Genomic DNA, 18,548 nt, shown 5'->3' with positions numbered 1-18,548 from the left:
GCATGTCGGTTCGTCGGAGTGTGGCTGTGGGCTGCGCGATGTTGGCCGCCGGTGCGGTCGCGCTGGCCGGCTGCGCGGAGTTCACCGAGCAGCCGAGCGCCGACAAGTGGACCTCGCAGCCGAAGCTGACGCCGCTGGCCGGCCCGCGTCCCGAGCTGCCCGGCGAGCAGAAGCCCGGCGGGAGCCAGCGGCCGACGAGCACCACCGCGCCACGCCCGCCGGAGGGGTGCACCGACTACAACCCGCTGGTCATCGCGACCTGCCTGGACACGGTGTCCGCGATCGCCGCCCTGCCCGGCGACGGCTCGAACCCGATGGGCCTGGTCGGCGAGCGGCGCACCGGCCGGATTCTGCGGGTCCAGCGTGGCGTGCCGCCGGTGGTGGTGGCCACGGTCCCAGTGGACCGGTCCGGCGACGGCGGACTGACCGGGCTCGCGCTGTCCCCGACCTACGCCGAGGACCAGTTGATCTTCGCCTACGTCACCACGGCGAGCGACAACCGTCTGGTGCGCATCGCGCCGAAGGACACGCCCAAGCCGGTGCTCACCGGGATCCCGAAGGGGCCGGTGAACAACCGGGGCGCGCTGGCGCTGGATCACCGCGGCGCGCTGCTGCTGGCCACCGGCGACGCGGGCAACCCGGCCGCGGCGGCGGACCCGAACTCGTTGGCGGGCAAGGTGTTGCGCCTCGACGGCGCCGGGCGCCCTGCACGCGGCAACCCGAACCCAAGCTCGCCGGTGATCACGTCCGGGCTGCGGGCGCCGGGCGGGGTGTGCGCCTCGATGGAGGGCGCGCGCACGTGGGTCACCGACCGTGGCGCGGACCGCGACCTGCTGTACCGGATCGAGGCCGGCCGGCCACTGACCGGCCCGGCGTGGACGTGGCCAGACCGGCCGGGTGTCGCGGGGTGCGCCTCGACACCGGCGTCGATCGCCGTGGCCACCTCGATCGCGGGCGATCTGCAGACGCTGCCGCTGGCCGCGGACGGGACGCTGCGCGGCAAGCCCGAGATCAGCATGAAACCGCCGGAGGGCTTCGGCCGGCTCGGCGGCATGGACCTGATCGCCGATCAGGTCGCCATGGTGGGCACGGTCAACAAGGACGGCGGCACGCCCGTCTCCAGTGACGACCGCGCGTTCCTGCTGGTCATCCAGGGCGGCGGCGGCTCAGGCCCCGACTGACTTCTCCTGAATGTGTGGCCGGTCGACCGAGTGCGGGTCGGCCGGATGGCCGAGGTCGCCTGACTCACATCGCCTCCATGATCACAACGCCACGGGCTCGGCAGGCGTCTATAGGTTGAGCCTTGTCCACACGCGGTCGGGAGGCCATGTGCGACCAATCAATCGAAAACGATCACTACTCGCGGGGGCGGTGTGCGCGGCCGTCGTCGCGACCGTCACCGTGCCGATCCTCGGGAGCGGCGCGGCGGCGGAACCAGCGGGACCGGCGCCCGTCGCCGGGGGTGTGCCACGGTCGGTGACCCTGATGACCGGCGACCAGGTGTTACTGACCGGCAAGGCGGCCACCGTCCGCCCGGCCAAGGGGCGCGAGAAGATCCAGTTCACCAGGCAGACCGATCCGCGCGGTGACGTGCACGTCGTGCCCGAGGACGCGCGCCGCCTGCTCACCACCGGCAAGTTGGACCGACGGCTGTTCAACGTGTCGCGGCTGGCCGACACCGGCTACGACGACGCGGCCCGCCGCGAACTCCCCTTGATCGTGAGCCGTCAGGCCGGCGCCGCACGCGCGACCGTGGCGGGCGCCCGTCAGACCGTGGATCTCCCCCGCCTCGACGCGTCCGCGGTGCTCGCCGAGCGGAACACCACGTTCTGGAACAGCGCGCGCACGCCGTCCGGCACGCTCGCGTCCGGCATCGACAAGATCTGGCTCGACGGTCCGGTGCGGGCCACCCTCGATCACAGCGTGCCGCAGATCGGCGCGCCGGAGGCGTGGAAGGCCGGGCACACCGGTAAGGGCGCCGCGGTCGCGGTGTTGGACACCGGGCTGGACGCCACCCATCCGGATCTCGCCGGAGCGGTCACCGAGGCCAAGGACTTCACCGGAAGCGAATCCGGCACCGACGACAAGTTCGGCCACGGCACGCACGTCGCGTCGACCGTCACCGGCAGCGGCGCGGCCGAGGGCGGCAAGCGGGTCGGCGTCGCACCGGACGCGAACCTGGTGGTCGGCAAGGTGTTGAACGACGGCGGCAGCGGCGCCGAGTCGTGGATCATCGCCGGCATGGAGTGGGCCGCCGCCAAGGCCAAGGTGGTCAACATGAGCCTCGGCAGCTCGTTCCCGAGCGACGGCACCGACCCGATGTCCACGGCGCTCAACCGGATCACCGAGCAGACCGGAGCGCTGTTCGTCGTCTCGGCCGGCAACTCCGGCCCGTCCGAGGAGTCGCTCGGCAGCCCGGGCGTGGCCGATCGCGCGCTCACCGTCGGCGCGATCGATCGCACGGACGGGTTGGCCGACTTCTCCAGCCGCGGCCCGCGGATCGGCGACAACGCGATCAAGCCGGACATCACCGCGCCCGGCGTGGACATCGTCGCGGCGAAGGCGAAGGACGCCGAGATCGGTGACCCGGTCGGCGACAAGTACCTGAAGCTGTCCGGCACGTCGATGGCGGCACCGCACGTGGCGGGCGCGGCGGCGATCGTGGCCGCGCAGCACCCGGACTGGAAGGTCGACCAGATCAAGTCGGCGCTCATGGCGTCGGCGAAACCGAACCCCGCGTTGTCGGTGTTCCAGCAGGGCGCCGGCCGGGTGGACGTCGCGGCGGCGGTGAACGCACAGGTGCTCGCCTCCCCCGCCAGTGTCTCCGCCGGAGTCGCGCGGTGGCCGCACCACGACGACAAGCCAATCACCAGCACGGTGACCTACAGCAACTCCGGCACCGCGCCGGTCACCGTCGAGTTGACCGTGGATGCCAAGGGGCCGAACGGAAAACCCGCACCGGCCGGCATGTTCACGGTGCCGAAGTCGGTGACCGTGCCGGCCGGCGGCAGCACCCCGATCACCGTCACGACGTCCACAGTGGACGGTCCGGACGGTGTCTACAGTGGACAGATCGTCGCGAACGGCGTAGCGGCGCGGATCAGCACGCCGATCGCGGTGACCAAGGAGGTCGAGAGCTACGACGTGAAGGTGAGCGTCCTCGACCACGACGGCAAGCCCACTCCCGAGTACAGCGTCCGGTTCGTGGCCGACGAGCGTCCCAAGGCGTACTTCCCGCACCACGATTCCGGCACCGTGGTGGCGCGGCTGCCCAAGGGGAAATACTGGCTGGACGGGTACGTCTCGACGATCAGGAGCCCTGAGGACTACAGCAACACCACCGTCGCCGAGCCGGAGATCGCCGTGAACGGCGACACCGAGTTGCATTTCGACGCCCGGGACGGCAAGAAGATCGACATCGCGGTCGAGCGGCCCACGGCACGCCTCGGCGATGCCCAGGTCGGGCTCGACCGCACGACGTCATGGGGCGACACCGGCTCGTTCACCCACATGAAGGACTTCGAGAAGTATCTGATCAGGCCGTCGAAAACCGTGGCACCCCAACGGTTCGAGTTCAGCGCGTTGGGCCGGCTCGCGGAGCCGGACGGCAACGGAGGGTTCGCGAACAGCCCGTACCTGTACAACGTGCGGTTCAACGACACCAAGGGCATTCCCACCGAGCTGACCCGCCGGTTCGCCGACCGCGATCTGGTCCCGGTCCGGTCGGAGCACGCCGCGACGGCACCCGGCAAGTTCGGCATGCGCGACGGCATGGTGACCAAGCCGCTGCCGTTCACGCTGGACGAGCTGTACACGCCCGATCAGCCGATGCCCGGCTTGTTCTACCAGCTCGACACGCCCGACGGGAGGCAGACGGCGATGCTGCAGACGGCCTCACCGCGCGCGTTCGGCGCGGGCCGACCCGCGGTGGAGCAGTGGAACCAGGCGGTGTTCGGGCCGTCGTTCGCGCCGATCAAGGGTTCGCCGGTGGTGTACGCCGGCCGCGAGAGCGACAGGATCTGGACCGCGCTCAGCCTGACCGCCGACCAGGATCCGAACCGGGCCGGACGGTCCGCCGGCACCGGCCGCAGCCAGCTCTACCTCAACGACACGCTGATCGGCGAGTCGGACCAGCCGGACCGCGGCCGGTTCACGGTGAAGCCGGAGGAGGGCGCCTATCGGCTGCACAGCGAGCTGACTCGGGACGCGGCGGTCGCCGGTCTATCGACCAAGATCACAGCTGACTGGCGGTTCCGGTCGTCCCATGTGGACGGTGAGAAATCGTTGCCGCTGCTGGGAGTCCGGTTCGCGCCCGCGATGGACCAGAACAATACGGCGCCGATTGGCAAGTTCGAGGTGCCGGTGTACGTCCAGCGCAACGGCGGGCTGAACAAGGTCGAGACGCCCAGTGTGCGGGTGTCCTACGACGACGGCGTGACCTGGCTCCCGGTGCAACTGCGGCAGGACGGCGACCGCTGGATCGCGGCGCTCGACCACCCCGCCGGCGCGAAGGCTGTGTCGTTGACGGCGAGTACGAAGGACGCCGAAGGGAACACCGTGGAGCAAGCCATCATCCGCGCCTACGCACTGCGCTGACCTGACACGCGAGTCCCACCCTCAGGACGCTGAGTCGCACGCCGGGGGTGGGACTCGCGATCAGACAGTGCAGCGTTCGATCACGAGTTCCCGTACGCGCTTGGCGTCAGCCTGGCCCTTGGTGGCCTTCATGACGTCACCGACGATCTTGCCGGCCGCCGCCACCTTGCCGCCGCGGATCTTCTCGGCGATGTCCGGGTTGGCCGCGAGCGCCTCGTCCACGGCCGCGGTCAGCGCGCCGTCATCAGAGACCACAGCCAGGCCGCGCTTGTCCACGACCTCGTCCGGCTCACCCTCGCCGGCCAGCACGCCGTCCACCACCGAGCGGGCCAGCTTGTTGGTCAGCTTTCCTTCCGCCACAAGGGAGATCACCCGTGCGACCTGGGCCGGGGTGATCGGCAGCTCGGCCAGCTCCACCTCGCGGTTGTTGGCCTGCTGGGTCAGGTACGACACCCACCACGAGCGTGCCTCGGCCGACGACGCGCCAGCGTCCACAGTGGACGCCACCAGCTCCACGGCCCCAGCGTTCACCAGATCCCGGAACTCCGCGTCCGACAGGCTCCAGTCGGCCTGGATGCGCTTGCGCCGCTCCCACGGCATCTCCGGCAGCGTGCCGCGCAGCTTCTCGACCCACTCGCGGGACGGCGCGATCGGCACCAGGTCCGGCTCCGGGAAGTACCGGTAGTCCTCCGAGGTCTCCTTGCGCCGCCCGGCCGACGTGCTGCCGTCCGCCTCCTGGAAGTGCCTGGTCTCCTGCACGATCTCGCCGCCGCCGGCCAGTACGGCGCCCTGACGAGTCATCTCGTAGCGCACCGCACGCTCGACGCTGCGCAGTGAGTTGACGTTCTTGGTCTCCGTGCGGGTACCGAACTCCTTGCGCCCCAACGGTTTCAGCGACACGTTCGCGTCACACCGCAGTGAACCCTGGTCCATCCGGACGTCGGAGACACCCAACGCGCGCAGCAGGTCCCGCAACGCGGTCACGTACGCGCGCGCCACCTCGGGTGCCCGCGCGCCGGTGCCCTCGATCGTCTTGGTGACGATTTCGATCAGCGGAACGCCGGCGCGGTTGTAGTCGAGCAGCGAGTGCTCGGCGCCGTGGATCCGACCGGTCGCGCCGCCCACGTGCAGCGACTTGCCGGTGTCCTCCTCCATGTGCGCGCGCTCGATGCCGACCCGCACGATCTCGCCGTCGTCCAACTCCAGGTCGAGGTACCCGTCGAACGCGATCGGCTCGTCGTACTGCGAGGTCTGGAAGTTCTTCGGCATGTCCGGGTAGAAGTAGTTCTTCCGCGCGAACCGGCACCACTCGGCGATCTCGCAGTTCAGCGCGAGGCCGATCCGCATCGCCGACTCCACCGCGACGGCGTTGAGCACCGGCAGCGACCCCGGAAGGCCGAGACACGTCGGGCACACCTGCGTGTTGGGCTCGCCGCCGAACTCGTTGCGGCAGCCGCAGAACATCTTCGTGTTGGTGTTCAGCTCGACGTGCACCTCGAGCCCGAGCACCGGGTCGAACCGGGACAGGACCTCGTCGTAGGCCATGAGTTCTACTGTGGACAGTGACGTTGACTGGGTCACTTGTGGTCCCCGCCCTTCCGCAGCGTGCGAACCGCGATCAGCGCACCGGTGATGGCGACCGCGACGCTAGCCACCGCGTTGGCCAGGACCAGCTTGTCGTTGTCCTGTTTGGCTTTCTTGATACCGGCCACGGCGTTCGACGCCGCCAGGACCGACCGCGCGGCGCCGAACGCGCCACGCATCTTCTTGTCAGACTTGTCAGCCCCCATGTCAGGCCACCTCCAGCTCACCGACGCGGTCGATCACCAAACCGTCCTGCGACGCCTCGAAGGCCGCCGCCACCCGGTACATGCGCTGATCCTGCAGCGCGGGGGCCATTACCTGCAGGCCCACCGGCAGACCGTCCTCATCGGACAGTCCACTCGGGACGCTCAGCGCGGGCGTGCCGGACAGGTTGGCCGGGATCGTGCACAGATCCGCCAGGTACATCGCCATCGGGTCGTCCACCCGCTCGCCGATCTTGAATGCGGTGGTCGGCGTCGTCGGCGACACCAGCACGTCGACCTTGCCGAACGCGGCGTCGAAGTCCCGCGTGATCAGCGTGCGGACCTTCTGCGCCTGGCCGTAGAACGCGTCGTAGTACCCGGCGGACAACGCGTACGTGCCGAGCATGATCCGGCGCTTCACCTCGGCGCCGAACCCGGCCTCACGGGTGGCGGCCATGACCTCCTCGGCACTGCGCGTGCCGTCGTCGTCGACCCGCAGGCCGTAGCGCATGGCGTCGAAGCGGGCCAGGTTGGAGGAGCACTCACTCGGGTTGATCAGGTAGTACGCGGGCAGTGCGTAGGTGAAGTTCGGGCAGGAGACCTCGACGATCGCAGCGCCCATGCCGCGCAGTGTCTCGACGGCCGCCTCGAAGGAGCGCAGCACGCCTGGCTGATACCCGTCGCCGGAGAACTCGGTCACCACGCCGATCTTCACACCGGTCAGGTCACCGGAGGCACCCTCACGTGCGGCGGCCACCACCGGCGGCACCGGCGCGTCGATCGAGGTGGAGTCGAGCGGGTCGTGCCCGCCGATCACCTCGTGCAGCAGCGCCGCGTCGAGCACGGTCCGCGCGCACGGTCCGGCCTGGTCCAGCGAGGAGGAGAACGCCACGAGCCCGTAGCGGGACACGCCGCCGTAGGTGGGCTTCACGCCGACCGTGCCGGTGACCGCGCCCGGCTGGCGGATCGAGCCACCGGTGTCGGTGCCGATCGCCAGTGGCGCTTCGAACGCGGCGAGCGCGGTCGAACTGCCGCCACCCGAGCCGCCCGGAATGCGGTCGGTGTCCCACGGGTTGCGGGACGGGCCGTACGCCGAGTTCTCCGTGGAGGAGCCCATGGCGAACTCGTCCATGTTGGTCTTGCCGAGGATGACCACGCCGGCCGCGCGCAACCGGGCCGTCACGGTGGCGTCGTAGGGCGGTACCCAGCCCTCGAGCATCTTCGATCCACAGGTGGTCGGCACGCCCTTGGTGGTGAGAACGTCCTTGAGCGCCAACGGAACCCCGGCGAGCGGGGACGCGGGCGGCTGCCCGGAGGCGATGCCGTCGTCGACCGCGCGGGCGGCGCCGAGCGCGCCCTCGGTGTCGATGTGCAGAAACGCGTGCACCGCGCTGTCGACCTGGTTGATCCGGTCGAGGTGTGACTGGGTCACCTCGACGGCGGAGGTCTCCTTGGTGCGGATCTTCTCCGCGAGTTCGGCCGCCGTGAGGCGAGTCAGGTCTGTCACTGTTCCTCCCCCAGGATCCGCGGCACCCGGAACCGCCCGTCCTCGGCGGCCGGCGCGCCGGCGAGCGCCTCGGCCTGGGTGAGGCCCTGGCGCACCTCGTCGGCGCGGAAGACGTTGGTGAGCGGGACGGAGTGCGAGGTCGGTGGAATGTCGTCGGCGGCGACCTCGCCGACCCGTGCCACGGAGGACAGGATCGTGTCGAGTTGGCCGGCGAACGTGTCCAGCTCGTCGTCGGTCACCGCGAGCCTGGCCAACTTGGCCAGATGTGCGACCTCGTCGCGGGAGATGTTGGGCACTCGGGAACCCCTCAGGGTGTCTGCTGTGTGGACCCGCCGAGTCTATGGCGGCGGGTGAGCGCTGGCCGAGCGGGTTGTTCACGGCGTGGCGGACCGTGTAGACCGGTGACGTCCCGCAACGCGGACTGCACGGGAGGGCTCGGCGCGCTTCTGGGACAATCGGCGGTCGGCGCCGGCACGACGGCGCGAACGAGAACGCGCGTGAACGACAGGAACCGCTGGAGGCGTTGGCTTTGTCCTTCCTGATCAGGGTGCAGCTCCCGGACACCCCAGGCACCCTGGGCGCGATCGCATCCGCGCTCGGCGCGATCGGGGCGGACATCCTGAGCGTGGACGTGGTGGAGCGCGGTTCCGGGCTGGCGATCGACGACCTGGTGGTCGAGTTGCCGACCGGTCGGCTGCCGGATTCGCTGATCACGGCGGCGGAATCGATCGAGGGCGTCGAGGTGGACGCCGTGCGGCCGTACGCGGGTGTGCTCGACACGCACCGCGAGCTGGAGCTCGTGGAGCAGGTGGCGGCCGCGCCCAACGAGGGAATGTCGATCTTCGCCGAGGGCGTGCCGAAGATCATTCGTGCCGGGTGGGCGGTGATCGTGGTGACGGACTCCAGCGGGACGACGTGCCTGGCGTCCAGTACGGCGGCGCCGGAGATCACGACGATCGAGCTGCCGTGGATGCCGTTGTCCCGGGCGACGATCTTGGACGGCGAGGAATCGTGGGTGCCGGAGACCTGGCAGGAGCTGGGGACGGAGCTGGCGGCTACTCCTCTGGGCAAGCCGGATCGGGTGCTGTTGGTGGGGCGGCCGGGTGGGCCGATGTTCCGTGCGGCGGAAGTCGCGCGGTTGGCGCATCTGGCGGGGATCGTCGCTGTGGTGCTGCCTGACTGAGCTTGCTTGGGCTTGGACGAGGGCTGGCTTGTCTGCGTTGTCTCGTGTTCTGGGTGGTGGGGTGCTGCCGCGCCGGTCGCCGGTTGTGGTTGGTCGTTGTGGGGGTGTTCCGGCGACCGGCTTGCCACCGGGAAGCGGGGCACGCCTGTTGCGTGGGTGGCTGGGTTGGATGGGTGGTCATTGTCGCCGCCGAGGATTTGGCGCGTGGTTGTCGGGTTCGATGGTGATGGTGGTGCCGGTGGGGGTTTGCCACAGGAACATGCCGGGTTTGGGTTGGAGGAGTGTCCAGCCTTGTTGTTGTTTGAGTCGGTGGTGGTGCCGGCAGAGTGGCCCGAGGTTTTCGGGCACGGTGTCGCCGTGTTGGTGGAAGGGGGTGGTGTGGTCGAGGTCGCAGCGTTCGGCTTTGCGGTGGCATCCGGGGAAGCGGCAGGTTTTGTCGCGTGATCGGACGTGTTCGACCAGGTCTGGTGGTGGCCGGTAGCAGCGGGCTTTGCGGTTCAAGGGTTTGTTGTTTTTGGTGGGTGTGGTCGGGACTTTGTGGATCACGGTGGCGTGGGTGAGTAGGTCGGTGGCGGCGTCTGGGGTGAGCGGTCCGTGGCCGTCCAGTTCGACGACTGATGGCTCGTCTGTTGAGCCGGTCAGGGTGAGTACCACCTGGACGTGTTCGAAATCGGTGCCGCACAAGGCGTCTTGGAACACGTCGGCTTGCCGCTGGGGCTCGGTGCGCTGGTCGCCCTCGGTTGTGGCGTTGCGGGCCAACTCCATGATTCGGCGGTAGCAGGCTTCGGCTGCTGCGGCGGTGGTGTAGCAGGAGATGGTGGCCATGCCGTCTTCTTCGGCGACCACCCACACCTTCCGCCCCTGGGCGCGTTCGCGGTGGCGGCGTTGTGCCCCGTCGGGGTCGATCACGGCCACGTGCTTCCGTAGATGGCCTCGCAGTGTGGACACCACCACCTCGGGTGCTTTCTCCAGTACTTGGGTTTCGACCACCCCGGCGTGCTCGACAGATAGTTTTGCCGTCACATCGTTGATGGCGGCGGCTTTGATCCGGTCGATGGCACCGCGTTCCAGGGCTGCCAATGTCCCGGGCAGGCGTGTCACAATCGACATCGCATCATCGATCCGGTTTTGCGCGGTGCGGGTGGACCACCGCATGTGTGCGGCAACTTCATCGGTGGTGAATTCTTCAAGATGGGTGCCGCCCCGCAATTGCCGAATCTCGGTGAGGATGCGCATCTGCTCCGCCTCGGCACGTGCCTTCACCCGCTCGGTGTCAGCGAGCGCGTCGAGCAGCCGCGCCATCGTCGTGTCGAACATGTGTTCGAGTCTATCGGATCGCGACCCCGGAAAGCGTCACCCGACCAGGTGAAACCCGCTGGTCGATCACCGGTTCCAGAGGCGGCGCGGTACGGGCAAAAGGCAGGCGGAGCCTGCCCGTAGCGCCAGCCTTTTAGGGCCGATCGAGGCTCACAAGTCCAGGGCGAGCGAAGCGAGTCGCGAAGCGACGCCGAAGGCGCCCTTGACTTGTGAGAATCGGCCCGCACAATACCGCGCCGCCGATCACCCCAAGCCCCAAGAACGCAGATCACCCCAAGCCCAAAACAAAGGCCAACAATTCCACACCCCCACGCGGAGACCAATCCCGATCAGCCACCCGCCGAAACCCAAGCCGCTCATAAATCCGATGCGCCCGCCGCTGCTCCGGCAAACTACTCAAAACCACCCCAGACGCCCCCAACTCCCGCGCCCGCCCAATCACCGCCCGCGTCAACAACTCCCCCACGCCCCGCCCGCGCGCCCCCACCCCCACAGCCAGAACCCGAAACTCCGCCTCCCCCGCCTCAGCCAACTGCGCATACCGCGACCCCGCCATAGCGAACGTGACAGTCCCCAGCAGCACCCCGTCACCATCCACCGCCACCAACAGATCAGCCTCCCGCCACCGCGCCGAAGCATCCGCCAAAACCGCCGCATACGGATCCGAACGCCCACCGTCCAAATACCCATCGGCTTCGAACGCGGCGACCGACAACTCCCCCACCGCCGCTAACTCCTCCTCGGCAGCCAGCCTCACGACCACGTCACTCATCGTCCGACGCCAGCTCAGCCACCTTGACCGCCTCGTCCGGCCCCGATTCCAACAGCACCCGAAACCCGTCCTCGTCCAACACAGGCACCTTCAACTGCAACGCTTTCTCGTACTTCGACCCCGGCGAATCCCCCACCACCACAAACGCGGTCTTCTTCGAAACCGACCCCGCCGCCTTCCCCCCACGCGCCAGAATCGCCTCCTTCGCCTCATCACGAGAGAACGTCGGCAAAGTCCCAGTCACCACAATGGACAGCCCATCCAAATGACGCGGAATCGAAGTATCCCGCTCCTCCTCCAAACGAACCCCAGCCGCACGCCACTTCTCCACGATCTCGCGGTGCCACTCCTCCCCCCACCACTCACGCACCGCCGTCACGATCGTCGGCCCGACACCCTCCGCCTGCGCCAACCGATCCTCATCCGCCGAGAAGATCACGTCCAACGAGCCGAATTCCAACGCCAGCGCCCGCGCCGCCGTCGGCCCGACGTGCCGAATGGACAGCGCCACCAGAATCCTCCACAGTGGACGCTCCTTCACGGTGTCCAAATTGGACAGCAACCGCTGCCCGTTCGCGGACAACTCCCCCGCCTTGGTGCGAAACAGATCCACCCGCGTGAGCTTCTCGGCGTCGAGATCGAACAGGTCGCCCTCGTTGTCGTAGACCTCGGAGTCGACCAGCGCCACAGCACCTTCGTAGCCGAGCACCTCGATATCCAGCGCACTCCGGCCGCCGACGTAGGTGAGCCGCTCGATCCGCTGCCCTCGGCAGTACCGGGCGTTCGGGCAGCGGATGTCGACGTCGCCCTCTTTCTGTTGGCGCAGTTCGGTTCCGCACGACGGGCACTCGGTCGGCATGACGAACTCGCGCTCGTCACCCGTGCGCGCGTCGGCCACCGGACCGAGCACCTCGGGGATCACGTCGCCGGCCTTGCGGATCACCACGCGATCACCGATCAGCACGCCCTTGCGGCGCACCTCGTCGGCGTTGTGCAGCGTCGCCATGGCCACCGTCGAGCCGGCCACCTTCACCGGCTCCATCACCGCGAAGGGTGTCACCCGACCGGTGCGGCCGACGTTCACCTGGATGTCCAGCAGCGTGGTGGTGGCCTCCTCGGGCGCGTACTTGTACGCGATCGCCCACCTCGGCGCGCGCGAGGTGCTGCCGAGCCGGCGCTGCAGCGGCACCTCGTCCACCTTGATCACCACGCCGTCGATCTCGTGCGCGGCGTCGTGCCGGTGCTTGCCCCAGTACTCGATGTGCTCGGCCACCTCGTCCCGAGTGGACAGCACGCGAGTGTGCTCGGAGACCGGCAATCCCCACGCGCGCAACGCCTCGTAGGACTCCGACTGCCGCTTCGGCTCGAACCCGTCGCGCTTGCCGAGCCCGTGGCAGATCATCCGCAGCGGGCGGCTCGCGGTCACCTTGGGATCCTTCTGCCGCAGCGATCCGGCCGCGGTGTTGCGCGGGTTCGCGTACGGCGGCTTGCCGGCCGCGACGATCTTCTCGTTCAGCACGGCGAAGTCCTCGACGGTGAAGAACACCTCGCCGCGGATCTCCACCAGCGCCGGCACCGGGTACTCGTCGGTCCCCTTGAGACGGTCCGGCACGTCGTCCATGGTGCGCACGTTGAGCGTGACGTCCTCGCCGGTGCGCCCGTCACCGCGGGTCAGCGCACGGGTGAGCCGCCCGTTCTCGTACAGCAGGTTGATCGCCAGCCCGTCGATCTTCAGCTCGCACAGGTAGTGCACGTCCGCGCCGAGCTCCCGCTCCAGCCGGTCGAACCAGGCGCCGAGCTCGTCGGAGTTGAACGTGTTGTCCAGGCTGAGCATCCGCTCGAGGTGGTCGACCGCGGTGAACTCGGTGGAGAACGTGCCGCCGACCTGCTGGCTCGGCGAGTCCGCGGTCAGCAGCGCCGGGTGGTCCGCCTCGATCGACTCCAACTCGCGCAGCGCCTCGTCGAACTGCGCGTCGGACACCGTCGGCGAGTCGAGCACGTAGTAGCGGAACTGGTGGCCGCGGATCTCCTCGGCGAGCGCCTCGTGCCGCTCGCGCACCTCGGTCGGCACGTCCTCCGCCCCGGCGGGCTGTTCGTCTGCACTGGTCACAGGGGCACTGTAGTCAGCGCGGCCGACATTGGTCAGACACGCACCATGACCTGATCAAGCGATTTGCGGGTCAGGTTCGGCACCTCCGCGTCGGCGGCGGGATAGCCGACCGGGATGACCGCGAAGGCCTTCTCGTTGCGTGGCCGGCCGAGCACCTCGGCCAGGAACCTCATCGGGCTCGGGGTGTGGGTGAGCGCGGCGAGGCCGGACAGGTGCAGCGCGGTCAGCAGCATGCCGACGGCGATGCCGACCGACTCATCGACGTAGTAGTGCTTGCGCTTCTCGCCGTCCGGGCCGAGGTAGTAGCGCTGGCAGAACACCACGATCAGGTACGGCGCGTCGGTCAGGTGCGGCTTGTGCTCGTCGGTCCCCAGCGGGCGCAGGGCGTCCAACCACTCCTCACCGAGCCGGCCAGCGTAGGACTTGCGTTCCTCCTCCTCGGTGGCGGCGCGGATCCGTTGGCGCACAACAGGATCCTCCACGAGGACGAACGTCCACGGCTGCTGGTGCGCACCGGACGGCGCGGTGGACGCGACCTTGATCGCGTTCAGCACCAGGTGTTCATCCACCGAATCGGGCGCGAAGGCGCGCACGGTACGCCGCTCGTCCATGCGGTGCGCCAACTCCGTGGAGATCCGCGCCGATTCCGTCGCGCCCAACCTCGGCGGGTGGTAGGCGACCGGGGTGTACGGGCTGCCGTGCAGAGAAGTCCAGGTCACACAGCCCGGTATAGCACTCCGGCGGCGAGCGCCACAGCGTCCGAACGGAGTCAGCTTTCGGCCAGGGCGCGCACCATGTCGCGCAGCTCGACCAGGGAGATGGTCTCGGCCGGCTCGGCCTGCGCGGTCTCCACCCGGCGCAACCGCTCACCGGCGAGCCGCTCGCCGAGCGCCGCGTCCAGCGGGAGGAACGTCATCGCGTCGCGCGAGGCGTCGTCCAGTTCGGACATCGCCGGGTGGTACACGGCGACGTCCACCACGCCCGCCTCGTCGTCCACCTGCGCGACCACGCGGATGTCGGCCAGCGAGATGCGGTGCGCGCCGAGGTTGACCGTGACCTCGGACGGGTCGGGCACCGGCGGTACCGAGTCGTGGAACTCCCAGATCGCGTCGTCCGGCGGCGCGGCGGCCTTCCACGCGTCGGTGTACGGGCGCACGGCCGGGTCCTCCTGCGCGCTGATCACCAGCCCGTAGATGGACCGCTGGCCGCGTTCGAGCGCGAAGTGCAGTCGCGGGTGGACGATCGCGATCAACTCGCACAACTGGTGCTCGACCCGGCCGGGCTCGTTGTCCCCCAGCGCGGCGCTGATCTCGGGCAGCAGCTCGTGCCAGCCCTGCCAGAACCGCTCGGCGGCGACGTCGGGCCGCTCCAGCCGCACGGTCTCGGGCTTGTCCTTGCGCCGCCACGGAAATCGCATAACCCCCATGGTGACGCATCCACCTGCGCTAGCGTCCACACGGTGACCGAAGAGATCATTGCCCACTACCAGGATCTGCTCGGCGAAGACGAGTCGCTGAGTGAGGCGCTGTGCGTGACCGTCGTGGAGAGCGCGTCAGCCGAGGACGTGCTACGTCGAATGGGCGCCGATGTCGGCACGTTCGACCGGCGCGACGCCGAGGAGACGTTCGACCTGGCCGGGTCATATCAGGACCTGCGCCAGACCGCGATGGCCGGCGAAATCGACGGCAAGGTGCTCGTCGTCGAACCCAACGGTTTCCAGTGCACCCGCCCGGAGGTGCAGCGCGCGCTGACCGAGGACGGCGGCTCCAGCCTGACGGTGTTCTGGAACGTCAACGCGGTGGCCGAGATCGTGCTCGCCCGCGACGGGCGGATGGTGTGGTCGTTCGATCCGCTGTTCTACCCGGACGACGTGCGCGGTCCTGACACCGACGGGGCGCATCGAGCCGCCGACGGGCTGCCGCTCGGCGAGAACGGCCTCTACGGCGCCCGTCTTGCCTTGCTGGAGAAGGAAACCGGCATCCGGCTGACCGTCGAGTGGCTCACCACACCGCAGCTCAGCGCGGTGATCGACGAGCTACCGGAGGACGTCGTGCTCGCCGACTACGCCGACCATCCCGCGCTGACCGACCCCGAGATCGCCGCGCTGATCGCGGACCCGACCGCCGCCGATCCGCGCCTACTCGCCGTGATCGCCGTCGAACACGCCGCACGGGCGACCGGCCTCGACGACCCTGCCGCCGTGGAGATCCTGCGTCGACTCCGAGCGGGAGAACCCGTGGCGCCGCAAGCGATCGAGGCCGTCCAGTCTCAAGTGGACAGTGCCAGCGGGCGCCTGCGGGACGCACGCCGGTCCATCGTGGCCGCGGCGACCGGCGACGGCTCGGCGATCACCCTCGCGGGGTGGGCGATCGACCACCAGACCCACTTCGGCGACTGGCTCGTGGTCAACACGATGAGCCGGATCACCAGGAATCGGGCGGCTCGACGAAGGCGCGGCCGAGATCGCGGGTGAGGGTGAGCGCGCGGTGGGCCCAGTCCGGAGTCGCTCCGGCCAGCCCGCACGCCGGCGTCGGCACGGCGCGCTCGGCCAGAAACGAACGCGGAAACCCAAGCCGGTCAACGAGTTCGAGTGCCGGCTTGGCCAGGTCCGCGAGGCTCACCGGCCGGCCGGGATCGGTCGATGGGACGAGCCCGAGGAACAGCACCGTGCCGGCGTCCCAGGTCTCCCCCAGCTCGTCGAACAACGCGGCCGGCGCGCCGGCGAGCAGCGTGGCGTCCAGTGACACACCGTCCACACCGGACTCTCGCAGCAGGGTCACCGGCGGCCGGCGCGCGCAGCAGTGCGCCACCACGGCGGCCGCACCCGCACGGCGCGCCGTGTTCACCATGCGCTCCAGCAGGTCCCGCGCCTCCGGCTCGGCGACCGCGGGCACCGTGCCGTAGCCCGAGGGTGTCGACAGCGCGCCGGCGAGCACGGTCGGCAACGACGGCTCGTCGAACTGCACGACGACCTTCGCACCGGACCGGCGCTGCACCTCGGCGATGTGCGTCGCCAGCCCCTCGGACAGCGACTCGGCGAACTCGCGGAGTGCTCCGGCGTCGGTCAGCACCCGGTGCCCGCGCGGCAACTCGATGCCCGAGGTGAGCGTCCACGGGCCCGCGACCTGCACCTTCACCACGTCCGGCCGCAACCCGCCACGCTCGAGCGCCTCTTCGAAGGCGTCCAGGTCGCGCCGCATCAGGTCCACGATCGTGCGGTGCTCCCGGCCAGGGTGCGCGGCCACCCGGTACCCGGACGGCACGACCTGCACCGCGAGGTCCACGAGCAGGCCGGCCGTCCGGCCGATCATGTCCGCGCCGAGCCCGCGCGCCGGCAACTCCGGCAGGTGCGGCAGCTCGGGCAGCTCACCGGCGACCACGGCGGACGCCTCGGCCGGGTCGACTCCCGGCATGGAGCCGACCGCGGTCGAGGTGCCGGCGGTCCAGGGTGGGGTGATCACCCGCGCAAGACTAGGCCCGCCGCAGCGCGTACCACTGCAGGCCCGCGATCCCGGCCACGCCGGCCGCCACGGCGAGCACCGCGATCGCTCCGAGCGTGGTCAGGTCGAACATGCCGGCCGCCACCATGATCACGCTGTCCAGGGCGTACACCAGGTTCACGACCACCACCGCGCCCGCCGCGCGCCGGTTGATCACCGGCTGGCTCGACACGGCGAACACGGCGCCGCCGAACAACACGTAGAACACGCCCAGTCCGATCAGGAATCCGAACGGAATACCCAGGTCGGAATCGACCAGGCCCGCGATCACCATCAGCGCGACTCCGCTCGCGGGTGTCGCGACACCGTCGATACGCAACGCGAGTCGCAGCAGATCGGTACCGGTAGCCGTTTTCGTCGTCATTTCTCCTCCTCCGTCGACAGGAACACCGGTGACGGTAGGAAGATCGGCACTGCCAGCGACAGCACGAACGCTGCCAACTACTGCCAGCTTGGCGTTGTCGCAGGTCAGCTCGCTCGAAGCAGAGTGGCCCGAAGATCGGCCGCGACCAGTTTGGCGCCCGCGTTCTGCCAGTTGTGCAACGTGCGCTCGGGTACCTGGTCCACGAACCAGGCGAGTGCCTTCCGCGAAACGGGATCCACGTCGGCGCGTTTCGTGCGCACGCTGTACGGGCGAATTCCCACGACGTAGTAGAAATGCAGCGCGTTGTAGTAGCGCCATTCCTCACTGGTGCCGAAATCACCGTCGGACGGTTTCAGCCGGGTGACACTCTCGCGCAGCAACGCCTTCAATTCCGTGGCACGGGCGATCGGCGCGTCGGCCACCCCGCGCGCCACCAGCCGCTCGCCGATCGCGGGCAGCCCGGCCAGCGGACTCGACACCAGCTTGCCGAGATCGCCGTAGTTGCTCAGCGCGCGGCGCACCAGGCGGGCGAACTCCTCCTCGTCGAGCCCGGCCACCCGCGCGTCCTCGTCGCGCCGCGGCAGACCATCGGCCACCCGCCGCAGCTCCGAGCGCGCCTCGGTCAACGCGGGCCGGAACACCACGCGGTCGGCCGCCGTCTGCAGCGGGCGGGCCAGCACCTGGATCGCGATGGCCGCCGCGAGGGTGCCGTACAGCAGCGCGACCAGCGCCGGCCGCGACTCGGTCAGCAGCAGCGCGAGGCCGACCTGCCCGCCGAACAGCACCGCGGTCGCCGCGCACACCACGAACGAGCGCGCCATGTCCGCGCGCAGCGCCTCGCCCTCGTCGAACGCGTCGAACACGGCCACCGTCACGCCGAGCAGCACCAGGTCGGCGCCGATCATCCCCAGCAGCAGAGCGTCCGGCAGCACGTCCAGCCCGAGTACCAGCGACACCGCGCCCAGTCCGAACAGCAGCGTCGCCACCACGATCAACCGGCCGGCAGCCCGCGGCCGCAGCGCCGCCCGGTGCAGCACGAGCAGGCCGAGTGCGGCGGCCAACGGCGCGAGCACCACCGCCACGAGCAACCCGGCCGTCACCCCGCCGCCGAACCCGAGCACGGCGGCCGACGCCACCGCGTACGCCGGGAGCACGCCGCGCAGCCACCACCGGTCATGCTCACCGGGCAGCAGTCGCACTACGACACCCGTCCACGCCACGCCCGGCACGGCGAGCAACACCAGCCCGACCCGGTCGGCGAACGCGCCGTCCAGCAGTTCACGCGCGGCCACCGCCACGGCGTAACCGAGCAGCCCGACACCCGCCCGGCACAGCACCGGCTTGGCCGGACCGCGGGCGAGCAGGTACAGCCCGAGCCACCAGGCCAGCGCGAACACCACGACGGACACCGA

General features: G+C 69.7%; 16 protein-coding genes. 4 read left to right on the top strand and 12 right to left on the bottom strand.

Annotated features, from left to right (window positions below; translation table 11 throughout):
* The first annotated feature begins 2 nt into the window (after positions 1 to 2).
* Both EV193_RS14655 and EV193_RS14650 read left to right on the top strand, forming a co-directional pair.
* Entirely contained in the window at positions 3 to 1,181 is a 1,179-nt protein-coding gene (locus EV193_RS14655) for a PQQ-dependent sugar dehydrogenase (protein WP_165401351.1), read from the top strand.
* 304 nt (positions 1,182 to 1,485) lie between these two features.
* Positions 1,486 to 4,596 carry a S8 family serine peptidase gene (locus EV193_RS14650; RefSeq protein ID WP_130344655.1) on the top strand — a complete coding sequence of 1,037 codons (3,111 nt, stop codon included), beginning with the start codon at positions 1,486 to 1,488 and terminating at the stop codon, positions 4,594 to 4,596.
* 60 nt (positions 4,597 to 4,656) lie between these two features.
* Here EV193_RS14650 and gatB read toward each other — a convergent pair whose 3' ends face one another.
* From gatB to gatC, 4 genes are read right to left on the bottom strand one after another with little or no spacing between them, the layout of a single operon-like run.
* On the bottom strand, positions 4,657 to 6,141 hold the full coding sequence (gatB, locus tag EV193_RS14645; protein ID WP_130344931.1) for an Asp-tRNA(Asn)/Glu-tRNA(Gln) amidotransferase subunit GatB: 1,485 nt from the start codon (positions 6,139 to 6,141) through the stop codon (positions 4,657 to 4,659).
* Between the two features lie 32 nt (positions 6,142 to 6,173).
* Positions 6,174 to 6,386 carry a hypothetical protein gene (locus EV193_RS14640; RefSeq protein ID WP_242613392.1) on the bottom strand — a complete coding sequence of 71 codons (213 nt, stop codon included), beginning with the start codon at positions 6,384 to 6,386 and terminating at the stop codon, positions 6,174 to 6,176.
* A gap of 1 nt (position 6,387) precedes the next feature.
* Complete coding sequence (gatA, locus tag EV193_RS14635) at positions 6,388 to 7,890, bottom strand: Asp-tRNA(Asn)/Glu-tRNA(Gln) amidotransferase subunit GatA (RefSeq protein ID WP_130344654.1); 1,503 nt, start codon at positions 7,888 to 7,890, stop codon at positions 6,388 to 6,390.
* Positions 7,887 to 8,186 carry an Asp-tRNA(Asn)/Glu-tRNA(Gln) amidotransferase subunit GatC gene (gene gatC / locus EV193_RS14630; RefSeq protein WP_130344653.1) on the bottom strand — a complete coding sequence of 100 codons (300 nt, stop codon included), beginning with the start codon at positions 8,184 to 8,186 and terminating at the stop codon, positions 7,887 to 7,889. The genes gatA and gatC overlap by 4 nt, the downstream gene beginning before the upstream one ends.
* A 233-nt stretch (positions 8,187 to 8,419) precedes the next feature.
* Here gatC and EV193_RS14625 point away from each other — a divergent pair, with 233 nt between their 5' ends.
* Positions 8,420 to 9,073, top strand: a complete 654-nt coding sequence (locus EV193_RS14625; protein WP_130344652.1) for an ACT domain-containing protein — start codon at positions 8,420 to 8,422, stop codon at positions 9,071 to 9,073.
* 177 nt (positions 9,074 to 9,250) lie between these two features.
* On the opposite strand, the gene EV193_RS14620 is transcribed toward EV193_RS14625, so the two are convergent.
* The 5 genes from EV193_RS14620 to EV193_RS14600 all read right to left on the bottom strand — a co-directional run bounded on the left by EV193_RS14620 (position 9,251) and on the right by EV193_RS14600 (position 14,689).
* Complete coding sequence (locus EV193_RS14620) at positions 9,251 to 10,390, bottom strand: HNH endonuclease signature motif containing protein (protein WP_130344651.1); 1,140 nt, start codon at positions 10,388 to 10,390, stop codon at positions 9,251 to 9,253.
* Between the two features lie 268 nt (positions 10,391 to 10,658).
* Positions 10,659 to 11,162 carry a GNAT family N-acetyltransferase gene (locus tag EV193_RS14615; RefSeq protein ID WP_130344650.1) on the bottom strand — a complete coding sequence of 168 codons (504 nt, stop codon included), beginning with the start codon at positions 11,160 to 11,162 and terminating at the stop codon, positions 10,659 to 10,661.
* Positions 11,155 to 13,272 carry an NAD-dependent DNA ligase LigA gene (gene ligA, locus EV193_RS14610; RefSeq protein ID WP_130344649.1) on the bottom strand — a complete coding sequence of 706 codons (2,118 nt, stop codon included), beginning with the start codon at positions 13,270 to 13,272 and terminating at the stop codon, positions 11,155 to 11,157. The genes EV193_RS14615 and ligA overlap by 8 nt, the downstream gene beginning before the upstream one ends.
* Before the next feature lie 32 nt (positions 13,273 to 13,304).
* Complete coding sequence (locus EV193_RS14605; RefSeq protein ID WP_130344648.1) at positions 13,305 to 13,991, bottom strand: nitroreductase family protein; 687 nt, start codon at positions 13,989 to 13,991, stop codon at positions 13,305 to 13,307.
* Between the two features lie 50 nt (positions 13,992 to 14,041).
* Positions 14,042 to 14,689, bottom strand: a complete 648-nt coding sequence (locus tag EV193_RS14600) for a hypothetical protein (RefSeq protein WP_242613390.1) — start codon at positions 14,687 to 14,689, stop codon at positions 14,042 to 14,044.
* Between the two features lie 42 nt (positions 14,690 to 14,731).
* Here EV193_RS14600 and EV193_RS14595 point away from each other — a divergent pair, with 42 nt between their 5' ends.
* Complete coding sequence (locus EV193_RS14595) at positions 14,732 to 15,745, top strand: DUF6461 domain-containing protein (RefSeq protein ID WP_130344647.1); 1,014 nt, start codon at positions 14,732 to 14,734, stop codon at positions 15,743 to 15,745.
* On the opposite strand, the gene EV193_RS14590 is transcribed toward EV193_RS14595, so the two are convergent.
* From EV193_RS14590 to EV193_RS14580, 3 genes are all read right to left on the bottom strand, one after another.
* Positions 15,696 to 16,685, bottom strand: a complete 990-nt coding sequence (locus EV193_RS14590) for a uroporphyrinogen decarboxylase/cobalamine-independent methonine synthase family protein (protein ID WP_130344928.1) — start codon at positions 16,683 to 16,685, stop codon at positions 15,696 to 15,698. The genes EV193_RS14595 and EV193_RS14590 overlap by 50 nt on opposite strands.
* 58 nt (positions 16,686 to 16,743) lie before the next feature.
* A complete protein-coding gene (locus EV193_RS14585; protein WP_130344646.1) occupies positions 16,744 to 17,136 on the bottom strand; it encodes a hypothetical protein in 393 nt (130 codons plus the stop codon).
* Between the two features lie 104 nt (positions 17,137 to 17,240).
* Complete coding sequence (locus EV193_RS14580; RefSeq protein WP_242613387.1) at positions 17,241 to 18,545, bottom strand: hypothetical protein; 1,305 nt, start codon at positions 18,543 to 18,545, stop codon at positions 17,241 to 17,243.
* Positions 18,546 to 18,548: the final 3 nt, after the last annotated feature.

This window comes from Herbihabitans rhizosphaerae (genome assembly GCF_004216555.1).
Lineage (GTDB): Bacteria > Actinomycetota > Actinomycetes > Mycobacteriales > Pseudonocardiaceae > Herbihabitans > Herbihabitans rhizosphaerae.
This window is presented reverse-complemented; position numbering and strand designations above follow the sequence as displayed.